The sequence below is a fragment of the Abyssisolibacter sp. ZYX002 genome, assembly GCF_056892235.1.
In genome coordinates this window covers 252,051-274,245 of sequence record NZ_JARMXH010000003.1, presented here as the reverse complement: position 1 = coordinate 274,245, position 22,195 = coordinate 252,051, and the positions used below count along the sequence as shown (strand labels likewise).

Here is a 22,195-nt window from a genome sequence, read left to right as displayed (position 1 = left end):
TCTGTTGCTTTTTATGTAACCCTTCTATATTAAAACATCAGGAATTAATCATACTTTTTACATGATTAATTCCTGTTTAATTGTTTAGTTATTGACTGTTCTTGTAATAATTTTATAATTATCTACTAATCCATATGTTATCATTTCAGGTTTATCCCAATAAGCCACAACTACATCTAATGGATACATGTAGTCTCTCTCACCAATTTCAGCTAAACTGCTACAGTCAACTCTTTCATCCCATATCCATTTTCCTCCAAGATTAACTATTATCACTTCTCCCATAAATGCCCCTGCATTTATAAGCACTTCTCTGTTATCCTTCATCGTTCCACTCTTTATATTTTTTAGTACCTCCTCTAGTTTACTAAGTAAAATATGTGGTTCTTCTTCTAAATCAAGATTATACTCCTTAGCAAACTGCTTAGCTCTTTCTCTTGGATTATTATATAAATCTCTGTCCATATCTATAGTAGCTCTTTCTTCTGGTATACTTAATAGTTCTAGGTATTTAAACCCATCATTATTTTCTATCACATCAACAAGTTTATTTAGAACTTGAGCTAAACTTTCATCTGTGTATTCTTCAAAGTAATCTATGTCTTTTGATAAAATACGACCTTCTATTCCAACTCTATCTATGGAGGTAGCTATTTCTACTCTCATTTTTTTTCCAAAATCGCTCTTTTGAAATCTTATATATTGCTCTACTCCTTCTTTTTCTCTAGCGTAAACCCATACTCCACTGCCTTCTGTCCCTTTATATTTAAACCCATATTTCTCTAATCTCGGTGATATTGTTTTCTTTAACACCTTCGTTACTGACATATTTATCAACTCCTCTTATTTATATCTATCTAATACAATCAAATTGATAGCTCTGAATATTGCTTCCACCACCACTTAAAAACCATACTCCGAAAGCTAATCCAAATCCTTTTTTAGCTTTCTTTATCAATATTGAACCATTTTTTACATTTCTGGTTACTTTATCTACTACCAGCTGGACTCCGTAAGACTTCTAATCCAAGCTGTCAACATTAGTTATAAAAGTACACACTTGTTTTAGTCGTTTCTAAGCGTAATACAGAATAATTTCTTTTAATTGTTGTAATTAAAGCTACTATACCAACTTAAATGTATAATCAATAGTAACTTTTATGTATTTTTTATATACTCAAATAAACAGGAATTAATCACATTACCTGATTAATTCCTATTATATTTTTATGAAAAATATCCTATTCAATTTTTTTCTTTCTCAAAGTTTTTCATTAAAGTTTCAGCATTCTTCGTAACCTTCTCAAATATTATACTTTGCTTATTCATTTGATCTTTATCGTTATTAATTTTAGCTTCAAACCATAATCTGTTTGCTACAACCATATCATTTATTGCTCCTATTAATTCTATTTCATTAGTTCTAAGAGCATTAATTGTATAAGTTATAGAATTTGTTTTACTTTTTAATATTTTTTCTTGTCTATATGATATACCTTCTCCTTTTGACATGGTTTCTTTTATATTTTTATAGATGTGATTACATACAATATATACATGCTCTCTAATTACAGGATTTTCATAACTCAACTCTCTATTTTGCCTCATTTTTTCCCGCATTTCAGGTCTTTGCATGTAGTTATTAATTATCACTAAGGATATTATAAGCAATGTTATTATTATTATTTTACTCCCAATTTTCATTACATCAAGCGTCTCTTTCTTTTTTACCCTATACTTAACTATTAATACAACCTGTATATTAAGCCAAATAAATGTTATCAAATGTAAAGAATAAGTTATGATATTCTTAAAATCAACTACTCCTATAAAAAACGTTAGTAATAAATACATTAAGCAATATGGCATTAATATTTTAAGTGCTATTTTCTTAGGAACATAATATTCACTTGCCCAATTGATTACATTAAAATATATATATAATAATACTTTAATATATAATAAAGTACATATTGCAAATACTATTGAGGTTGTTATAAAATGCTTTGATTTCAGACTTCCTTCAATTCCTATTAAAATAGATAATATAACAATTAAAGCTTTCACCATCTTTACATTGTATTTATCAATCGACTTACTTGATACCATTTTTCTTGGTTTAAGAACTATGTTTATAAGCAACTTTATTATCTCTTTGATATTTTTCATATCATTTATCCTTTCTTTCTTGTATTTCATATAATTCAAATTCATAGCCATAATACGCACTATTATCTTGTATAAATTTAATTTATTTTTTCAATATTCTACCATTACAATAAACTTTCTCTCCCATATATCAAAAAACTATTTCTTATAAACATTAGCTTCACTAAATTTTACTGCTTCATATCCACCAAACTCGATTTCACATTTGTTACTCTATTGTAAATTATATACCTGTTATCATATTTCTTCAACAGCAACACCATTTTTTACTAAAAACAACATTTATCTTCCCTAATAAAAATAAACATAAAAAATGCTAGCTTTTGCTAGATTATTTCTTACACAAAAAGCGTAACAACCACCAAGTCATTACGCTTCACTACTTATTTAGATTTTATTTCTATTTGCTTACCAGTATTATCTATACGAAATTCTCCTTTGTATATTAGATGTGATACTGGTATTATTTTATACCCCTGTTTTGTCAGTTTATCTAATATTAATGGTAAAAACTGTTCTACATACTTGGAGTTATTGTGAAATAATACTATAGAACCATTCTTTACATTTCTGGTAACTTTGTCAACAACTGGTTGAATTCCATAAGATTTCCAGTCGAGGCTGTCAACATCCCATTGAATCACATAGTAGCCTTGTTCTCTACATGTTTTTATGAGCCTATCATTATAATCTCCGAATGGAGGTCTGAATACAATAGTCCTTTGACCAGTGAGTTTTTTTACTAATAACTCTGTTCCTTTCAATTCTTTGATTATATTTTCTTTACTAAGCTTTGTCATATGAGGATGTGTTGATGAATGATTGCCTATTTCATGACCTCTTTTATGTATCTCTTTTACCATCTCTGGGTATTTTTCAGCCCAAAATTTAACCAAGAAAAATGTTGTTTTGATATTGTATTTATCAAGTGTATCTAAGATACTAAGTGTATGATCTGCTCCCCATGCTGCGTCAAAGCTTATGGCTATAACTTTTTCTTTTTTATCTACACTGTATATTGGAAGTTCTTTCTTTGGGCCAAATACATTCTTTATACCATCATCTATGATATCTGACCAACTAATCGCCATAAATACAAATAGAAAAAGCAATATATATTTCATAATAATTTTTCTTCTTAATAAAACTATTTTCATAGCATACCTCCTAGTAAGAAAAATTGTTGCTTTAATATAATTTATTTGTATAGCCTAATTATTATTACAAATAAACTAATTTGTTTTCTTATCTAGACTGTAGCTATCAATTACTAATTTATTTTTGTATAGGATCTACCCAGTACTATTGAATTTTGATCATCTTCTTCTACAAATAAGTTGTTCTTATCTTTTAATCCTTCTAGTTTCATTATAAATTTGCATACTACAAGCCCTAAAAAGAACACTCCGCTTAGTATAGCAAATACTTTTAAACTTTTTTTCACCTGTGTATCCTCCTCGTCTCTTTGTCTTTAAGTAAATATTATTACAAAAAATTGATTATTTCAAGTTTATGCCTGTTTTTTTCTACCCATAATTAATGTATATACAAAAGCTGTTATAGGTATAGTAAATATCAGCCCTATACTTCCAGCTAACGCTCTAACTATCTCTGTTGCCACCATTTCTTTATTTATTACATCTACTATGGTATAATCGTATGCCATAAATAATAGCATTAAGTTAAGAAACCCTCCTGTATATGCTAGTATCAATGTATTGGACATAGTTCCCATTATATCTCTTCCTACATTCATACCTGACTTAAATAACTCTTTCATGTGTATATCTGGCTTTTTTTCTTTTATCTCTGACATAGCAGATGATATTGACATACTAACATCCATGACTGCACCAAGAGCTCCTAGAATAATAGCTGAAAATAATATTCCTCTGAAATTAAATTTTACTTCTTGAGGTATCATTGTCAGCATCTGAGCTTCTTCATTACTTAAACCATTAAGATGTGCATATTTACTAACTATTAACGTCAAGATACCAGCCAATAATACTCCTAGAGATGTTCCTATAATCGCTGATACACTTTTTGTGTTGATCCCATTTAATATTATAAGAGTTAGTGTTATTACTCCAATACAAACAGCTATGGATAATAATATTGGGTCATTCCCTTTTAATATCAATGGAAGATAAATTTTCAGTATAGCTATTATTGTCAGTGAGAGTGTAATTACTGATTTGAGCCCTTTAAATCCTCCTATTACTACTAATAGTACTATAAAAAGCCCTATCATCCAGTACAAATATTTATCTCTTACTACATCTGATATGTATGCGGCTTGAAAATAGCCATCTTCATCTTCATCTATTAGTAAAATCACATCGTCTCCTGGATTTACATTTATATTATAGGCTAATCTATCATCTAGTATATTTTGTATTAATAGCTCTTGCCCTTTATATTTTCCATTTTTAACTAAGACTTTTATTGTCTGGTAAGTCAATGTTTCACCTTGTGTATAACCTTCTATTCCCTTTCTTTCCTCTGCTACTATCTCTAATGCTTTTCCTCTAATCATTTCTTTTTTAGGTTTATTATTGTGATTTCCTTCTTCAACGCTTGCCCCGTAACATATATTAGCTGATATGATAACTATCATTATCATCACTAGTATTTTTAATTTCTTCATTTTTTCCCCCTTTTAACTGTTATTCATATATATATAGCTTTTTATCTCCTATTTTTTGTTTGTCTATCTTATTTTCATTCTTCTTATTTACTGTAACAATATCTGCTATTCCATCGCTTATAAATCTTTTTTGTGGATATTTATCAAACATTTCTAGGTATGCATATAAACCAAATCTTCCAACGTTAGTCTCACTTGCTCTTACTCTTTTTATAGACATTGGATTGAAGTTCTTATCTATTGGTGAAACTGATGGACGAGCTCCAACGTTTAATATTGCTATATTATGGTACTCAAATCCTTTATAACTTCCTTTCTCTAATAAAGGCTGTAAATCTTTCATTGGTCTTGCACCATTACATAAAGCATATGTGTTTATTTTATAATCAGAATCTATCATACTTTCTAAGAATTGTGCCTCTTTACCAATGTATTCTTGTATAGCTTTTACATTTTGATTTGACTTCTTTGACATATCATTATGTGATACTGTATGATTTCCTATATCCATGCCCTTATTCACTATATAATTTAGCTTATATTTTACTAAATCTTTTTGTCTAAAAGGATTAGATCCGTAAACAAAAAACGTTGCTTCTAACGGAAAATCTGGGTGTTCTTTGTTAAATACTTCTAATATACCTACTGCACAATTTGGATCTACTGTTTTTTTACCGTCTTTTTCAATAATATTGAGATTGTTTTGCAAACCATCGTCAAATGTTAACACGACTGGTGTATAACCTGCTGGTGTAGTTATATTGTTGTTAACAAAGTCTGTAAGTGAGATAGGTCTATATCCTTTCTCATACAGTACTTTTAAATCTTTCTTAAAATTCTCTGTTGTCCTAGCCCATTCTGATTCTTTGCCTGTTGTTATACTATGATACATTAACACCATAATCTCACCTGATTCGTTTGGCTTTAGTGTTAAGTCTATATCGCTTTCATCCTTCTTTGCTTCGTTATTTTTTTCAGAAGATATATTTTCTTCACCCTGTTTAGATTGCTTTTCTTGCTTTACTGCCTCTTTGTCCTGTTGCTCTTGTTCCTGTTTTACCTTTACATCATTTTTGTTGTCATTTTTAGCTATTTCATCATTTGAGCATGCTGCAAGTAATATTGTAGTTGCCATTACTGTATATAATGCTAATTTTTTTATCGCCATGAATTTTACCTTCTTTCCCTTATCTTTTTATTCTCTTACTTCCTTTTGGACAACTTGATACACATACTCCACAAACTGATCCTCTTCCAATATCTTTGTAATGCTCGCTCATATGGTTACTACATGCGATAACGTCTACTAAATCTTCTCTCGGTATGCCCACATGCCATAGGTTCCCTTTCAAAGCTATAGCTGGACAATTTATCACGCAAATATTACACTGCCCACATTTAGACTTTGAAATAGGTTCATCGTAATCTATCTGCATATCAGTTAGTACGGTTCCTAATCTTACTCTAGGACCATATTCATCTGTTATTAGACATGCATTCTTACCAATCCATCCTAACCCAGCTCTTACTGCTACTGTTCTATGCTGAAAAAGTCCTGTATATGGATCGTCTTCAGTTTTCACTGTTTGTGATGCTGGAATTGCTAAAGCATAATAGCCTTCATTTTGTATCATAGTGGTGAGTGCTAATGTTATTTGATCAATAAGAAAATTTACTGTTCTATAGTGATGAAAGTATGTTTTAGTAGGTTTTTTTGTCACTTTGTCCATAATCGCATCGGATAATCTAACCATTATAGAAATACCTGTAGTCAGGTTTTCTAAATCACCTGTTACTATACCTCTTAGGTCTGCTATCCCTACTTTAGATGCGCCCATTTGATACGATTTTTCAGACAATTTTTCTTTAATATCACTACTCACAGAATCACCCTTATTATATATTTTGTACTCTTTCTTAATTTTATAATCCATTTATGATTTTGTAAACAGATTTAATCAATTCTTAATAATCTTAATAACTGTTATATTTTTATTATATTTTGTATGTGTTTATTATTTTCTTTTGAAAAAGATACATGCATATATTACTTTTATATGTTATAATTTACGTATTATTAAAAGTAAGAGGTGATTAAGTGTTTGCCAAAAATTCTCAGGAATTAGCTCAACACAAATTAGTCTTAATATATATTATTAGTGCTACAGATTTTGATATAACAAATATTGAAATTACTCAATTTGTACTAGAATCAAACTATATGAATTATTTTCTACTGCAACAATATCTCGGTGAATTAATCGCATCAAATTTTGTAGTGGAGAATGATGTTAACGACATGAAATACTACAAATTAACTGAGCTTGGAAATAAAACGCTAAGGTACTTTAGCAATAATATTCCTCAAGCTATAAAAGACGAAATAGACCTAAAAGTAAAGGAAAACAATATACAAAAAATTAAGGAAAAGCAAATCATTGGAGATTTTTATAAAAAGAATGATTCTGAATATATTGTAGAACTGTCTGTTAAGGAAAATGATATTACAATTTTTAACATATCTTTGAATGTTGTATCTAGTAAACAAGCTAAACTCATCTGTAAAAATTGGAAAAAGAACCCTGATTTAATATACAAAAATATTATTAATCAATTGATTTCTAATAATTAGTCTTTTTATGTAATATAAAAGGGGATGTCTCATGTAAACATCTCCTCTATAATTTAAACAATTAACATTCCACTAGGCTCTTTTCCAACTTTAATCCTAGTTTTTATTTTTCCATTTTTATGATTAAAAACGATGATAATATTATTGAGTATATCGTTAATATATATATAGTTATCTATGTTTACCAAATTACAAGGCATTCCTCCAACATGGTATCTTTTTGTATAATCAATTTCTCCAAATTCTATTTTATATAAGTAGCCATCACTTACATTAGGTGTGAATATAGAGTTCTCTGAAGTACAACAGATGTTGTGTATCATATTGCAAACTTTAACTTCTTTTATTATATCTTTTTTTATTAAGTTATATATCATAATATGACTACTTAACATGCCATTTGACATCCCCGCTATGATGTATAAATTTTCTTTAAACATATAAAAATGAAGTGGATTATACGATAGTGGTACCCTTTCTATACTATAATCATATAAATCTATTATATCCATGCTATATCCACTACTATTGGCTACAAATATTTTTTTATTTACATTATCTAATACTATTCCATGTGGTTTCTCCCCCACTGAAATATTCTCTATTAATTCAAAAGATTCTTTATCCACGACCGATACTGAATTTGAGTCACTATTTGATACAAATATCCTATCTTCAAACATTGCTAAATGTGTTGGGCATTTTCCAACATAAGTATGGGATAATATATTATTTTCCTTTATATCGATTTTAAAAATGCTATTATCATACGAATTAACTGTATAAATTAAATCAGTCGTTTTGTCTCTATATAATTGATGAATCCCTACTTTTTCTACTCTATTAATACATTTTAACGTTCTATTATTAAAATGCATATCATATAAGGATTTAGTACGCACGTTAAAATTCTCATCATCAAAGGAAATAATAGATATTGAATCCTCTGCTGTGTTTGCTATCAATAGTTTTTTTGATTCAAAAATCACACAACTCACCCCATAAAGACTTTTGGTTTATATAACAGTTTATGCGGTGTGTTTTTTTTTGTGAAAGTAATTAACTATCTAATCTACTCTCTTTACTATTCTTCTGACATCTCCTATGATGTATAAAGATCCAGAAAATATAATCAAATCATCTTCACAAGCAATATCCAATGCTTTATGTACAGCATCACTAATTTTTGAATGTACATGAGTTATTTTATTGTACTTTTTTATTTTTTGTGCAAGCTCTGTAGCTTTCATAGCTCGTGGAAGCGTCGCCTCTGTAACTATTACTTCGTCTGCTAGTGGTACTAATTGTTCTATACAATTTTCTACATCTTTATCTGCTAGCATACCTATCCCTAGTATTATTTTTTTGCCTTTATACAATGTTTGTACTGCTTTTCTAAGTTCTATTGCTGCATCTAGATTATGTGCCCCATCTATTATAAAGTTAGGATTATGAGATATTGTTTCTAATCTTCCCGCCCATCTAGTGTTTTTTAATCCTTCTTTTATAGCTTTTGTTGATATCTCTATTACACCTTTTTGTTTTAATTTTTCCAACAATAATATTGCTAACGCAGCATTATAAATCTGGTGCTCTCCTAATAGTTGTATCTTGATATTATCGTATTTTATATCTTTATAGTTAAAATCAAATATACTACCATCTTTAGCTATATCTATTATGGTTATATTGTTATAGGCAAAATCATAGTAATCAGCATTTTTATCTTTGACTACCTCAATTATTGATTCTTTTGCTTCTTCTTGCTGTGGATAAGAAAACACTATGCCATTATCTTTTATTATCCCTGCTTTTTCTTTAGCTATTTTATATAAAGTGTCTCCTAATATATCAACATGATCATAAGATATGGATGTTATCACTGAGGCTATTGTATTTTTTACTACGTTTGTAGCGTCGAACCTACCTCCTAGTCCTACTTCTAGGACTAAAAAATCCACTTTCTCCTCAGCAAAATACACCATCCCTATAGTTGTTACTATCTCGAATTCTGTAGGATGATTGTAGCCTCTTTCTATCATATCTTGAATAGCTAATTTAACTCTCTGAGTAATTTTACCTAGTCTATTTTCTGGTATGTGTTTTTCATTTATTCTTATTCTCTCTGTAAATGTTTCTAGGTACGGTGATGTAAAAAATCCTACTCTATAACCTTCTTCTTTTAATATATTCATTATATAAGAGGCAGTAGAACCTTTGCCGTTAGTTCCAGCTATATGGATTATTTTAAGCTCATCTTGTGGATTTCCTAACAATTCTAGTAATTTAGTAATGTTTTCTAGCCCTAACTTACTTCCAAATTTTTTACTTCCATGTATATATTTTAATGCTTCTTTATAGTTCATTTTTTATCACTCCGTTTACTATTATCAAAACACTTAACTTTTATTATAACATTTTTTTATTAAAGTTCATTAAATATTTAGGTAAATATTAATAAAAAATATTTTTTTAATTCAAATACAGTATTTGTAATACTTGAAAAAGTTTCCTGCAAAAAAATGGCATTTTTCGAGATTGAACTATTTTCTATTTTATGGTATTATTGAAATAATTTAAATATATTTGTAAGGAGTGACAATTTTGGAGCCTACTATTAACGACAAAACCATACTAAATATACAAGAAATATTCAAATATATTCATCATTTTAGATATGAAGAGGCTTTTCTATTATCTTCTAAGATAATGGAGCGAAACGACAGTGGCGACCAACTATTTCATGAATGGGTAAAATCCTTAGCAGAGTTTTTTTCGTGTAAAAATCAAAAAACAGCTATTCAGCTTTTAGAAAAAATTAAACCTAAGAATATTGAAAATGATATTCACTTTAGAATTATCAATTCACTAATGTGCTTCTATATAGAAGCAAAAGACCGTAGAGGTTTTTTCAAATATATGAAGTCTCTTAATACGAGTTTACATATTTTAGATAATGATGACTTAATGATTAAGATACTTTGTAATTTTGCAAATGGTTTTTATGAATTTAAAAGTTACAAAGAAGCCTTAATATATTGTGAAAAAACAATAACTATAGCTCAGAAGAATAGATCTTTTGGGATTAATTTTTCTTTGGTTATAATGATAAAGATAATGTGTTTGCTTTATCTGGGAGAGGCTACTAAAGCTAATAAATTAAAAAAAGAATTTGAAGTTTTTGCAATACTAACTAATAATAAGAGTGATATTAAATACTTACAAGATAATCTTAAAAAGTTTAATGAGGAGGTGGTAAATAATGAAAACTTCATTAAAAAAACTATATAACATAGCACTATTTTCAGTATTCGTGCTACCTATAGCTGTAGATGAAATAGTACAAATAATTCGAAGTTTCCCAACAAGTCATTAGCTATTAATAAATATTGGACAAGTTTGTGATTTAAATAAAGGGCTTAAGAATTTAATCTTATAGCCCTTTGTTTAGATTGATGATAACATTCTATTTATTAAGCATCCCTGCTAATCTTTCTTCTACTTTATCCATCATAGTCTGATACTTATTTTGTTTTTGTTTTTCTTCTTCTACTAAGTGAGGTGGTGCTTTCTTTAAGAATCCTTCGTTTGAAAGTTTTCCCTTTACTCTTTTTAGTTCTCCCTCTAACCTTTTCTTCTCTTTTTGCAAACGCTCAATCTCTTTTTCCATATCTACTAGTTCATTCATTGGCAAGAATATCTCACAATCATCTACTACTGTGGACATAGCATCTTCTTTAAATTCGTCTTTACTACCCAATATGCTTATATCTGATGCTGATGCAAGAGTTATAAAATATTCTTTAGCTTTCTTTAGCATTTCTTTTCTTTCGTCTGATTGAGTTACAAATACTATATTACATTTTTTAGAGTTCACAACATTCATTTCTGCTCTTATGTTTCTTATATTTTTAATAGCCTCCATAACGAACTGAAGAATTTTTTCGTCTTCTTTATATTCTCTGTTTGCATCATATCTAGGCCACTCACTAACCATAAGATCTTCGTTAGTCCCTCCAATATGCTGGAATATCTCTTCTGTGATAAATGGCATAAATGGATGTAATAGCTTCAATATATCTACTAATACTGATAATAATACGAACTTAACAGTCTCTTTATCTTCTTCGTTATCTCCATATAACCTTGGTTTAACAATCTCTATATACCAATCACAATATTCATTCCAAATAAAATCATATATCTTATGTGCTGCCATTCCTAGTTCATATTTGTCTATATTGTATGATATCTCTTTAGCTGCTGTATTAACTCTAGATAGTATCCATTTATCTTCTGGCTTAAGTTCATATTTTTTACCCTTAGCTCTATCTAATGTATAGTCTCCCAAATTCATCATTACAAATCTTGAAGCATTCCAGAGCTTATTAGCAAAGTTCCTACTTGACTCTACTCTCTCGATGTTGAATTTCATATCATTTCCAGGTGAATTTCCTGTCACCAATGAAAATCTAAGCGCATCGGCTCCATACTGATCTATTATCTCTAATGGGTCTATTCCATTACCTAATGATTTACTCATTTTTCTTCCTTGAGCATCTCTTACTAAGCCTGTGAGCATTACTTTATCAAAAGGTACTTCTCCCATATTTTCTATTGAAGAAAATACCATTCTTACAACCCAGAAAAATATTATATCATAACCTGTTACTAGTACATCTGTTGGGAAGAAATATTTTAGTTCTTCTGTATTTTCAGGCCACCCTAATGTTGAAAACGGCCATAGAGCAGAAGAAAACCATGTATCTAATGTATCTGAATCTTGACGGATGTTTTTACTACTACATTTAGTACATACACTTTGAGCATCTCTAGAAACTATAACTTCTCCACAATCATCACAATAATAAACTGGCAATCTATGACCCCACCATAGCTGTCTCGATATACACCAATCTCGAATATTTTCTAACCAATTCATATATATCTTCTTAAATCTCTCTGGTATAAACTTTATTTTTCCACTTTTTACAGCCTCTATCGCTGGCTCTGCTAAAGGCTTCATTTTAACAAACCATTGCTTTGATAATGATGGTTCAATAGTAGCCTTGCATCTCTCACAATGTCCAACATTATGAGCATGCTCTTCTATATTTACAAGTAAGCCTTCCGCCTCTAAATCACTAACTATCTGTTTTCTAGCAGTATATCTATCTAATCCCGCATATCTTCCACCTTTTTCATTTATGGTTGCATCTTCATTCATTATTATGATTTGCTCAAGATTATGTCTTAATCCTATTTCATAGTCATTAGGGTCATGAGCAGGTGTTATTTTAACAGCCCCACTACCAAACTCTTTTTCAACATAATCATCTGCGATTATTGGAATTTCTCTATTAACAAGTGGAAGTATTAATGTCTTACCTATCAAATTTTTATATCTTTCATCTTCTGGATGCACAGCTACTGCAACATCACCAAGCATTGTCTCTGGTCTAGTTGTAGCAATTGTTAACCCAATATCTTCTCCTTTTACTGGGTACTTGATATGCCATAGCTTTCCATTTTCATCCTTATGGTCTACTTCTGCATCTGAGATAGCTGTTTTACACTCTGGACACCAGTTTATTATCCTATTACCTCTGTATATTAATCCTTTTTCATATAATCTAATGAAAACTTCTTCTACAGCATTGCTTAATCCCTCATCTAATGTAAACCTATCCTTTGACCAATCACAGGAAACTCCTAGTTTTTTAAGCTGTTTCTTTATGTTTCCTCCATATTTTTCTGTCCACTCCCAAGACTTCTCTAGGAATTTCTCTCTTCCTAGTTCTTCTTTTGATGATCCTTCACTTTTTATTTTAGCTACTACTTTGGATTCTGTTGATATAGATGCATGATCTGTCCCTGGTAGCCACAGTGCTTCAAACCCTTGCATTCTTTTGTATCTTATAAGTGCATCTTGTATAGAGTTGTTTAACGCATGACCCATATGCAATATCCCTGTTACATTTGGAGGTGGCATCATTATAGTAAATGGTTCTTTATCTTTATTTACTTCTGCCTTGAAATTTCCCGATTCCATCCAATATTTGTACAATCTATCTTCGAACTCTTTTGGATTATATTTTTTTGCTAAATTTTCTTTCATCTTTATTCCTCCTATAATTTATTGTTTAAAATATATTAACAATATTACAGCTATTATAGTAGCTAATAATCCACTACTTTTTATAATTAATAGTTGTTTTAAATTTTTTATTTTTCCTTTATGATATAGTCTATCAGCCCCAAAGACGACTACTCCGCTAAGTACTAGAAGTAATATACTTAATTTGTACATTATTTTACAACTCCTTTGTATTTGTATTAAAAAAAGCCTTCATCCCTAAGTAAGGACGAAGACTATATTCGCGGTACCACCTTAATTTCATAATACAAAATAATTATGACTCTCAATAATAATATAACGGTTATAACCGTCTGAAGTTACTACTATTTCACTTCAAAAGCTCTAGAGCTACCTTCAACAAAATTCTACTATAATGTTTCTCAGCCAATGAACATTACTCTCTGAAAGGTTATTTTGTTTACTCTTCTCCTTCATAGCCATTTATTAACTTTTAATTATTAACATTATCATATAATTATCATGATTTGTCAATATCTAATTCTTTGTTATGTTTGTTATGTTTAATATCCTTAAATCTAATCAAGTATTTTGAGAAAGCCAACATAGCTGTTAATATTGCTACTGAGATTATAACATAATTTAATATAGTGTTTATATTAAGTGCTACTATAAATATAGCTATGTAAAACATCAATGTTGATATTTTACCATATTTATTTGCAGCTACTACTGTCTTATCCATACGCCAAAACAATAAAGCTCCTCCAAATACCATTGCTAACTCTTTAATAACTATAAATAACAATACCCATATTGGTAAATATTCTTTTAGGTATAAACAGAGTATCACTGTCACCAGCATTGTCTTATCTGCTAAAGGGTCTAATATTATTCCCCATTTTGTTATCATGTTATATTTTCTAGCAATATATCCATCCAATACGTCGGTAATCCCTGCGATGATAAAAATACATGTAGCATATAGCACGCTATACTTTGCATTAGAAAAAAATACTAAAACATAAACAGGTACTAACGCAAATCTTATAGTTGTAAGAATGTTTGGTATATTCATCTTTCACCTCATAATAACCTAGTGATGAACCACTAAATCAATTTTTCAACATATGTATATTTTATAACATTTGGTTTATATATTCAACTTCAAAGTTGCTATATATCATTTTATTTATAGTATAACCTTATTTAAATTTTAAAACAAATTAATTTAAATTTCAACTAAAATTTAACTATTTTAGCAAAGTGCTGTAACAAACGTTTTTTATTTGAATATCATAATCATAACTAAATAAGGAGGTCTGATCATGCATAAACACAGATTTACTTATCTTATAATTATAATGGTAATTATAATTAGCCTAATTATAATTGGATGTGATGAACCTAAAGGAAATGATTTAAAACTAATAAATATTTCATCCCCAGATAAGATATTTATTAGCTATATACCATTGAACAAGACAATTTTTTTAGATTATGATTTTAATACTAGGAGCTTTTCTCCTAGTTACATATATTCTTCCATCTCACTTTTAATACTGCTTTTTAAACTTTGTTTAGAAAATCTATATCTATCATATAATCGTAAGGAGGTTTATATTTGATGTATAAATTTACAGCTACAATACTCATAATTATCATATTACCTATTGTGTTATTAGGTTGCTCTACCAATAATACTACCACTGTTAGATTGACAGAAGTAACTCACTCGGTTTTTTATGCCCCACAATATATTGCTATGACTCAAGGTTTTTTCAAAGAAGAAGGTCTAGAAATAAAGCTATCAAATGGAAAAGGTGCAGATAAAACCATGACCGCTTTACTCAGTGGTCAAGCTGACATAGGTTTTATGGGACCTGAAGCATCTGTATACGTATATAATCAAGGCAAGAAAGATTATGCAGTAAATTTTGCACAGCTAACCCAAAAAGATGGATCTTTTTTGGTAGGGAAGGAAAAAGACGAGACTTTTACTTTTGCAAAGCTAAAGGGTAAAACTATCATAGGTGGACGCAAAGGTGGTATGCCAGAGATGACGCTAGAATACGTACTAAAAAAACATAACATAAATATATCAGATGATATAACTCTTAGATGTGACATACAGTTTAGCATGATGGCTGGTGCTTTTACAGCAGGTGAAGGTGACTATGTAACATTGTTTGAACCTGTTGCTACAACACTTCAAATGGAGAACAAAGGCTATATAGTAGCCTCTATTGGTGAGGAAGCTGGATATATACCTTATACTTGCTACTGTGCTACTAAGAGTTATATAAATGAAAATCCAGAAATTATACAAAGCTTTACAAATGCTATCTATAAGGGAATGCTATGGACTGAAAGTCATACTAATGAAGAAATAGCAGAACAAATTGCTAATCAATTTCCAGAAACAGATAAAGAAGTACTAGTAAAGTTAATAAAAAGATACAAGGATCAGGATACCTGGAAGCCTAATCCTATATTGACTAAAGAAGTCTTAAATCATATGATGGATATCATAGAGCTTGCAGGTGAGCTAGAAAAAAGAGCACCATATGAAAAAATAGTTACAACTGAATTTGCAGAAAATGCAGTAAAAAATATTATAGTAATAAAATAACTCACAGGAGGCAAGTAGCCTTTTCTGTGAGTTTAAAAACTTTACACTATTAAGCTCTAATTATTATTATTATTTATTAATCCATGTAAAACAACATCTTCTTCAATTCTAATATTTATATCCAAATCCAAAACTATTCGGGCCTATATGTGCTCCAACAATAGGTCCTAATTCTTCTATTTCTATCTCTACATTTGGAAATTTCTCTTTTACTAACTCTGCATACTTTGTAACTTCACCTTCGTTCATTACATGCATAATACTTACCTTTTTAACATCATGAGGTATGGTGTCAATCATATAATTTAATGCTCTTTTTTTACCTCTTACCGTCTTATCCAACTCTAGCCTTCCTTCATTCATCTTTAATACAGGTTTTAAGTTTAGGATATTCCCAATCTTAGCTTTCGTTATTGATAGTCTTCCACCTTTTTGAAGATACTCTAAAGTTCCTACTGTGAAATTTATACCTATTCTATCCCTATACATTAATACTTCTTCTTCTATCTCAGCTCTGCTACGTCCGCTCTCCGATAAATTACAAGCTAGTAAAACCATATTTTTTAAATGTGCTGCAGTACATAATGAATCGATTACAGTAATTTTATCTGTCTGTAACATTTGTACAGCCAGTACAGCACTGTTATACGTTCCACTTACCCCACTAGATAGTAATATGGCTACTACTTCTTGGTCTTCATCTAACGCCTTCTTAAACATTTCCATAAAATCTCCAGCTGATGGTTGTGATGTCTTTGGAAAACTATCGCTATTTCTAAGCTTATCAAAAAAATCATTAAATGACCCTGGAAACCCTTCCTTGTAATGAACACCATCCATTTCGTAGTTCAATTTCATTACATCAATTCCTCTTGCTCTTACTATATCCTCTTTTATATACGCTGATGAATCTGTTATTATTTTAATCTTTGCCACGATTATCACCTCTATTATATAGTACCAGATACTAATACCAAGTTTCAAGTTTTATTTTCATGAAAAAACTTCCAACTCCAACCTTTAATATATATTTATTTAAATTTTCTAGGAATAAAACCAACTTTTTTATATACTTTTCTTAGCGTCTTTCTAGCAACTGCTTCTGCTTTATTTGCTCCTAACATATAAATATTCTCTAGATAATCTTTATTTTTCATTAGATCATCAAATTTCTCTCTAATTGGTCTTAACCCTTCTACTATTACCTCTGTTAAATCATTCTTAAACTGGCCATATCCACTACCTTCATATTTTTGCTCTATACTCTCAATGTTTTCTCCTGAAAATGATGAGTATATAGTCATGAGGTTTTTAATCCCTAGTTGTTCATCACTGTATTTTACAGTTCCTAGAGAATCTGTTATTGCTCTTTTTATCTTTCTTTTTATTACGTCTGGTTTATCTAGCATCAAGATATATGAATCTTCATTTTCATCTGATTTTGACATCTTACTACCTGGTTCTTGCAAGCTCATTATTCTCGCTCCTACTTTTGGTATATATGGATCAGGAACTTTGAATGTTTCGCTATATTTGTTGTTAAATCTACTTGCTATGTCTCTTGCTAACTCTAAATGCTGTTTTTGGTCATCTCCTACTGGTACTAAATCTGTTTGGTATAATAATATATCCGCTGCCATTAACACTGGATATGTGAACAGCCCTGAACTTATACTTGTTTCATTTTTCTTTGATTTGTCTTTGAACTGTGTCATTCTATTAAGTTCACCCATGTACGCCATACAACTTAACACCCATGCCAACTCTGCATGTGCACTCACATGTGATTGTATGAACAGTGTATTTATCTCTGGATCTATTCCACATGCTAGATACGTTGCTAGTAGTTCTATAGATTTCTTCCTAAGATATGCAGGTTCTTTTGGAACGGTTATCGCATGCATGTCAACAATACAGTAATACGCATTGTATTCTTCTTGTAATTTAACCCAATTTCTCATTGCCCCTAAGTAATTTCCTATTGTCATCTCTCCTGATGGCTTTATACCACTAAATATAGTCTTTCTATCATCCATTTAATAACCTCCTTGTTCCTATTTTTGTATAATAAAAAAACTTCCATCTACATATGAGACGAAAGTTTGATTTCGCTAATGCCACTCACCTTGGACATAACCACTTACTTATAACGGCAAGTACCGTCAAGTCCTACTGTTATTTCAGACTCAAACTCCTAAGTCCATTCAATGCCATCCGTAATTTCGAGCTTCCACCATCCTCGATTCGCTATTATTACTTCTTGACATCTACTACTCTTAATTATCGCTTTATTTTTTATTTAAATTTTCTAGGAATAAAACCAACTTTTTTATATACTTTTCTTAGCGTCTTTCTAGCAACTGCTTCTGCTTTATTTGCTCCTAACATATAAATATTCTCTAGATAATCTTTATTTTTCATTAGATTATCAAATTTCTCTCTAATTGGTCTTAACCCTTCTACTATTACCTCTGTTAAATCATTCTTAAACTGACCATATCCACTACCTTCATATTTTTGCTCTATACTCTCAATGTTTTCTCCTGAAAATGATGAGTATATAGTCATGAGGTTTTTAATCCCTAGTTGTTCATCACTGTATTTTACAGTTCCTAGAGAATCTGTTACTGCTCTTTTTATCTTTCTTTTTATTACGTCTGGTTTATCTAGCATCAAGATATATGAATTTTCATTTTCATCTGATTTTGACATCTTACTACCGGGTTCTTGCAAGCTCATTATTCTCGCTCCTACTTTTGGTATATATGGATCAGGAACTTTGAATGTTTCGCTATATTTGTTGTTAAATCTACTTGCTATGTCTCTTGCTAACTCTAAATGCTGTTTTTGGTCATCTCCTACTGGTACTAAATCTGTTTGGTATAATAATATATCCGCTGCCATTAACACTGGATATGTGAACAGCCCTGAACTTATACTTGTTTCATTTTTCTTTGATTTGTCTTTGAACTGTGTCATTCTATTAAGTTCACCCATGTACGCCATACAACTTAACACCCATGCCAACTCTGCATGTGCACTCACATGTGATTGTATGAACAGTGTATTTATCTCTGGATCTATTCCACATGCTAGATACGTTGCTAGTAGTTCTATAGATTTCTTCCTAAGATATGCAGGTTCTTTTGGAACGGTTATCGCATGCATGTCAACAATACAGTAATACGCATTGTATTCTTCTTGTAATTTAACCCAATTTCTCATTGCCCCTAAGTAATTTCCTATTGTCATCTCACCTGATGGTTGAATCCCACTAAATATAATCTTTCTTTCATCCATTTAATAACCTCCTTATTCATATTTTTGTATAAAAAAAACTGCCGTCTATAATGAGACGAAAGTTTACTTCCGCGGTACCACTCAACTTGGATATACCCACTTACTTATAACGGCAAGTACCGTCAAGTCCTACTGTTATTTCAGACTCAAACTCCTAAGTCCATTCAATGCCATCCGTAATTTCGAGCTTCCACCATCCTCGATTCGCTATTTAACTTCATAACATCTACTACTCTTAGTCATAGCTTTTTATGTTCATTTATACTATTATCACATAATCTTAAAATAATATCAATCTTTTTATCTAATTTATTGTAGTCCCATTATATAAAATATTTTCTACATCATTTGCTTTTAATGGAGGATAAAAATAGTATCCTTGTATCTGATCACAATTTATCTCACTTAAAGCTACAACTTGTTCTTTAGTCTCCGCCCCTTCTGCAACTACTCTCAGGTTTAGACTATGTGCCATTGATATTATACTTTTGACAAGCTTTAGATCATTTTCAGTTTTTGTTATGTCATCAACAAATGATTTATCTATCTTAACCGTATCATAAGGGAACTCTTTTAAATAAAATAGCGAAGAATACCCCGTTCCAAAATCGTCTAGTGAAAATGTAACTCCTATTTCTTTTAACTCTCTCATTATTTCATAAGTATACTCTACAGATTCCATAGCAATTGTTTCTGTTATCTCTAGTTCAAGTAGTTCTGGTCTTATTCCTGTTCGATGAATAACTCCTTTAACAGCATTTACTATGTGTCTTGACCTAAATTGCATAGCTGATATATTAACTGACATCACCAAAGGTTCATAACCTTTTTGTTGCCATATAATACTTTGCTCACATGATTTTTTTAGTACCCAATCACCTATAGGCTCTATAAGACCATTTTTTTCAGCCATAGAAATAAATTTATTCGGGCTTATAAAACCTTTTATAGGATGATTCCATCTAATAAGAGCCTCAAGTCCTTTAATTTTCATTGTTGATATATCGATTTTAGGCTGATAATATATCTCTAACTCTTCTCTTTCTAGAGCCTCTCTCAAATCATTTTCAAGCTTTATTTTGTTTAATATAGTATCATTTGTAACATTTAAATCTCCGTAAATTTCATAGGTATTTCCAACTTGTTTTTTAGAGCGGTACATTGCCAAATTTGATCGTTTTATTAACGTAGCTCCTTGTACTCCATCTTGAGGATAAACACTTGCACCTATGCTAGCTGTTATATATATATCATTACCTTTAATTACGAATTTATCATTAAATATCTTTAATACGCTATTTATAACTCTATTTAATTCATCTGTTGTTCTTATGCCATAGTTCACAATCAAAAATTCATCAGCACCTATCCTAGCCACTATATCTGTAGAGTTTAAGGTGCTTTTAATTTTATCAGACACTTCTTTTAACAGCATATCTCCTATTTCAAATCCTAGACCATCATTAACTTTTTTAAAATCATCCAGATTTAAGAATAGTACTGATATTTTTATACTATGTGTATTAGCATATTCTAGCGCTATCTTTAGTTTTTCATTTAAGAGAAGTCTATTTGGTAATCCTGTTAAAGGATCGTAGTTTATATTGTGATTTATACTTGAATTTTTTGTTTTAGTATCAGTCATGTCAGTGAATATAGATATGTAGTTAATATTATCTTGGCTTTTGATGGATTTTATAGTCAACATTTCTAAATATGCTTCTCCACTTTTTCTTCTATTCCATATTTCACCTTGCCAATGACCTTTGCTGATAAGTGATTCCCACATATCTTTATAAAATTTATAATCATGTCTATCTGATTTTAGTAACGATGTTTTCTTACCTATTGCTTCATCTATTGTATAGCCTGTTATATCAGTAAAAGCATCGTTCCCCCATAATATGATTCCGTTTTTATCAGTTATAATTATACCTTCTGCAACGCTGTTTAATATCTTATCTACTAATGAGCTTTGTACTTTTAGTAACTCTAAAATGCTTGTCTCCTCTAGCATTTCACAGTTTTCTACTATATCCATAGTATCTTCTCTAATCAACAATTGAATAGATTTTGATATGAAGTCTAGTTTTTGCAGATTTTTTAATGCTTTTGTATTTTCCTTCATTTCACTCCCCCACTAGAAAAGATATACTCTTTACTGACATAATTATATAACAAAATAGATTGCACAACCTATCATAAGTATCCATCCAAAACCTTTGTTAAATGCTATATACTCGTCGCTTGGTTCAGCATCTTTATACATCCATCCTCTAGACAAATAAATCATGGTTTCTGTACACGTCACTAGCAATATCCCCATTATAAAACAAAAAATAGCTAATAATATATATTTAATAGATTTAGACTCTTTTTCATCAAATATGAGATCGATAAATTTATCTTTAACCATACCTACTCTAAATCCACTGTGTCTGGCACAAATAATATCATCTTCACCCTTAATTATAACCTTATATCTATCGTTATTTATATATTCTACTTTAATAAGCTTATTTTCTGATAAATATGTTGCTATATTTCCATGACTATCAAATATGTAGTAACTTGCTTGATCATAATCTACTTTCTTAGGAAATAATACTTCTTCACTAGCACAACACTTTCTTAAAATCAATATAGGTATTAATATCGCTATGAAAATGAGTACTCTTTTGTTGTTCTTGCTATTATCATCATCCATTAACTTAT

Annotated in this window: 20 protein-coding genes and 3 other annotated features; of the genes, 3 read left to right on the top strand and 17 right to left on the bottom strand. The window is 30.1% G+C overall.

Going from position 1 to position 22,195, the window contains the following annotated elements; all coding sequences use genetic code 11:
• Positions 1 to 84: 84 nt before the first annotated feature.
• From P3X86_RS11315 to P3X86_RS11285, 7 genes are all read right to left on the bottom strand, one after another.
• Positions 85 to 828 carry a hypothetical protein gene (locus tag P3X86_RS11315; protein WP_483292800.1) on the bottom strand — a complete coding sequence of 248 codons (744 nt, stop codon included), beginning with the start codon at positions 826 to 828 and terminating at the stop codon, positions 85 to 87.
• Positions 829 to 1,245: 417 nt separating this feature from the next.
• Positions 1,246 to 2,169, bottom strand: a complete 924-nt coding sequence (locus P3X86_RS11310) for a hypothetical protein (protein ID WP_483292799.1) — start codon at positions 2,167 to 2,169, stop codon at positions 1,246 to 1,248.
• A 383-nt stretch (positions 2,170 to 2,552) separates the two neighbouring features.
• Positions 2,553 to 3,326 (bottom strand): polysaccharide deacetylase family protein, encoded by a 774-nt coding sequence (locus P3X86_RS11305; protein WP_483292798.1) that lies wholly within the window; start codon positions 3,324 to 3,326, stop codon positions 2,553 to 2,555.
• 113 nt (positions 3,327 to 3,439) lie between these two features.
• Entirely contained in the window at positions 3,440 to 3,613 is a 174-nt protein-coding gene (locus tag P3X86_RS11300) for a hypothetical protein (RefSeq protein WP_483292797.1), read from the bottom strand.
• 66 nt (positions 3,614 to 3,679) lie between these two features.
• Positions 3,680 to 4,819, bottom strand: a complete 1,140-nt coding sequence (locus tag P3X86_RS11295) for a YibE/F family protein (protein ID WP_483292796.1) — start codon at positions 4,817 to 4,819, stop codon at positions 3,680 to 3,682.
• 19 nt (positions 4,820 to 4,838) lie between these two features.
• Positions 4,839 to 5,987, bottom strand: a complete 1,149-nt coding sequence (locus P3X86_RS11290) for a polysaccharide deacetylase family protein (protein ID WP_483292795.1) — start codon at positions 5,985 to 5,987, stop codon at positions 4,839 to 4,841.
• 19 nt (positions 5,988 to 6,006) lie between these two features.
• On the bottom strand, positions 6,007 to 6,702 hold the full coding sequence (locus P3X86_RS11285; RefSeq protein ID WP_483292794.1) for an epoxyqueuosine reductase: 696 nt from the start codon (positions 6,700 to 6,702) through the stop codon (positions 6,007 to 6,009).
• A 215-nt stretch (positions 6,703 to 6,917) separates the two neighbouring features.
• Between P3X86_RS11285 and P3X86_RS11280 the strand changes: the two genes are divergently transcribed.
• Complete coding sequence (locus P3X86_RS11280) at positions 6,918 to 7,451, top strand: DUF4364 family protein (RefSeq protein ID WP_483292793.1); 534 nt, start codon at positions 6,918 to 6,920, stop codon at positions 7,449 to 7,451.
• Positions 7,452 to 7,504: 53 nt separating this feature from the next.
• On the opposite strand, the gene P3X86_RS11275 is transcribed toward P3X86_RS11280, so the two are convergent.
• Together P3X86_RS11275 and P3X86_RS11270 are read right to left on the bottom strand one after the other, a co-directional pair.
• The gene (locus P3X86_RS11275; protein ID WP_483292792.1) at positions 7,505 to 8,440 is read right to left on the bottom strand and encodes a YncE family protein; all 936 of its coding nucleotides are present in this window, start codon (positions 8,438 to 8,440) and stop codon (positions 7,505 to 7,507) included.
• 78 nt (positions 8,441 to 8,518) lie between these two features.
• On the bottom strand, positions 8,519 to 9,817 hold the full coding sequence (locus tag P3X86_RS11270; RefSeq protein ID WP_483292791.1) for a bifunctional folylpolyglutamate synthase/dihydrofolate synthase: 1,299 nt from the start codon (positions 9,815 to 9,817) through the stop codon (positions 8,519 to 8,521).
• Between the two features lie 238 nt (positions 9,818 to 10,055).
• On the opposite strand from P3X86_RS11270, the gene P3X86_RS11265 reads away from it, so the two are divergent.
• A complete protein-coding gene (locus P3X86_RS11265) occupies positions 10,056 to 10,742 on the top strand; it encodes a hypothetical protein (protein ID WP_483292790.1) in 687 nt (228 codons plus the stop codon).
• A 175-nt stretch (positions 10,743 to 10,917) separates the two neighbouring features.
• On the opposite strand, the gene P3X86_RS11260 is transcribed toward P3X86_RS11265, so the two are convergent.
• The 3 genes from P3X86_RS11260 to pgsA form a co-directional block, all read right to left on the bottom strand.
• A complete protein-coding gene (locus P3X86_RS11260; RefSeq protein ID WP_483293037.1) occupies positions 10,918 to 13,575 on the bottom strand; it encodes a valine--tRNA ligase in 2,658 nt (885 codons plus the stop codon).
• Between the two features lie 12 nt (positions 13,576 to 13,587).
• Complete coding sequence (locus tag P3X86_RS11255) at positions 13,588 to 13,761, bottom strand: hypothetical protein (protein WP_483292789.1); 174 nt, start codon at positions 13,759 to 13,761, stop codon at positions 13,588 to 13,590.
• A 48-nt stretch (positions 13,762 to 13,809) separates the two neighbouring features.
• Positions 13,810 to 14,034: a binding site (T-box leader), on the bottom strand.
• Positions 14,035 to 14,068: 34 nt separating this feature from the next.
• The gene (gene pgsA / locus P3X86_RS11250; protein ID WP_483292788.1) at positions 14,069 to 14,626 is read right to left on the bottom strand and encodes a CDP-diacylglycerol--glycerol-3-phosphate 3-phosphatidyltransferase; all 558 of its coding nucleotides are present in this window, start codon (positions 14,624 to 14,626) and stop codon (positions 14,069 to 14,071) included.
• Positions 14,627 to 15,175: 549 nt separating this feature from the next.
• Between pgsA and P3X86_RS11245 the strand changes: the two genes are divergently transcribed.
• Positions 15,176 to 16,180 carry an ABC transporter substrate-binding protein gene (locus P3X86_RS11245; protein WP_483293036.1) on the top strand — a complete coding sequence of 335 codons (1,005 nt, stop codon included), beginning with the start codon at positions 15,176 to 15,178 and terminating at the stop codon, positions 16,178 to 16,180.
• A gap of 108 nt (positions 16,181 to 16,288) precedes the next feature.
• Here P3X86_RS11245 and P3X86_RS11240 read toward each other — a convergent pair whose 3' ends face one another.
• The 5 genes from P3X86_RS11240 to P3X86_RS11220 all read right to left on the bottom strand — a co-directional run bounded on the left by P3X86_RS11240 (position 16,289) and on the right by P3X86_RS11220 (position 22,187).
• Positions 16,289 to 17,116 carry a DegV family protein gene (locus P3X86_RS11240; protein ID WP_483292787.1) on the bottom strand — a complete coding sequence of 276 codons (828 nt, stop codon included), beginning with the start codon at positions 17,114 to 17,116 and terminating at the stop codon, positions 16,289 to 16,291.
• A 95-nt stretch (positions 17,117 to 17,211) separates the two neighbouring features.
• Positions 17,212 to 18,216, bottom strand: coding sequence for a tryptophan--tRNA ligase (trpS, locus tag P3X86_RS11235; protein WP_483292786.1), 1,005 nt, complete (start codon positions 18,214 to 18,216; stop codon positions 17,212 to 17,214).
• A 51-nt stretch (positions 18,217 to 18,267) separates the two neighbouring features.
• Positions 18,268 to 18,473 (bottom strand) — a binding site (T-box leader).
• A gap of 2 nt (positions 18,474 to 18,475) precedes the next feature.
• Positions 18,476 to 19,480: a tryptophan--tRNA ligase gene (trpS, locus tag P3X86_RS11230; protein WP_483292785.1), complete on the bottom strand. Its 1,005-nt coding sequence runs from the start codon at positions 19,478 to 19,480 to the stop codon at positions 18,476 to 18,478.
• Positions 19,481 to 19,528: 48 nt separating this feature from the next.
• Positions 19,529 to 19,732: a binding site (T-box leader), on the bottom strand.
• A 52-nt stretch (positions 19,733 to 19,784) separates the two neighbouring features.
• Positions 19,785 to 21,608 (bottom strand): putative bifunctional diguanylate cyclase/phosphodiesterase, encoded by a 1,824-nt coding sequence (locus P3X86_RS11225; protein ID WP_483292784.1) that lies wholly within the window; start codon positions 21,606 to 21,608, stop codon positions 19,785 to 19,787.
• 42 nt (positions 21,609 to 21,650) lie between these two features.
• The gene (locus P3X86_RS11220) at positions 21,651 to 22,187 is read right to left on the bottom strand and encodes a DUF6199 family natural product biosynthesis protein (RefSeq protein WP_483292783.1); all 537 of its coding nucleotides are present in this window, start codon (positions 22,185 to 22,187) and stop codon (positions 21,651 to 21,653) included.
• Positions 22,188 to 22,195 lie beyond the last annotated feature (8 nt).

Excerpts from the sequence above, each read along its gene's own strand:
- trpS (WP_483292785.1), bottom strand. The coding sequence starts at position 19,480 with ATGGATGAAAGAAAGATTATATTTAGTGGGATTCAACCATCAGGTGAG.
- P3X86_RS11310 (WP_483292799.1), bottom strand. The coding sequence starts at position 2,169 with ATGAAAAATATCAAAGAGATAATAAAGTTGCTTATAAACATAGTTCTT.
- P3X86_RS11305 (WP_483292798.1), bottom strand. The coding sequence starts at position 3,326 with ATGAAAATAGTTTTATTAAGAAGAAAAATTATTATGAAATATATATTG.
- P3X86_RS11225 (WP_483292784.1), bottom strand. The coding sequence starts at position 21,608 with ATGAAGGAAAATACAAAAGCATTAAAAAATCTGCAAAAACTAGACTTC.
- P3X86_RS11220 (WP_483292783.1), bottom strand. The coding sequence starts at position 22,187 with ATGGATGATGATAATAGCAAGAACAACAAAAGAGTACTCATTTTCATA.
- P3X86_RS11255 (WP_483292789.1), bottom strand. The coding sequence starts at position 13,761 with ATGTACAAATTAAGTATATTACTTCTAGTACTTAGCGGAGTAGTCGTC.
- P3X86_RS11290 (WP_483292795.1), bottom strand. The coding sequence starts at position 5,987 with ATGGCGATAAAAAAATTAGCATTATATACAGTAATGGCAACTACAATA.
- P3X86_RS11245 (WP_483293036.1), top strand. The coding sequence starts at position 15,176 with ATGTATAAATTTACAGCTACAATACTCATAATTATCATATTACCTATT.
- trpS (WP_483292786.1), bottom strand. The coding sequence starts at position 18,216 with ATGGATGATAGAAAGACTATATTTAGTGGTATAAAGCCATCAGGAGAG.
- P3X86_RS11315 (WP_483292800.1), bottom strand. The coding sequence starts at position 828 with ATGTCAGTAACGAAGGTGTTAAAGAAAACAATATCACCGAGATTAGAG.
- pgsA (WP_483292788.1), bottom strand. The coding sequence starts at position 14,626 with ATGAATATACCAAACATTCTTACAACTATAAGATTTGCGTTAGTACCT.
- P3X86_RS11270 (WP_483292791.1), bottom strand. The coding sequence starts at position 9,817 with ATGAACTATAAAGAAGCATTAAAATATATACATGGAAGTAAAAAATTT.
- P3X86_RS11295 (WP_483292796.1), bottom strand. The coding sequence starts at position 4,819 with ATGAAGAAATTAAAAATACTAGTGATGATAATGATAGTTATCATATCA.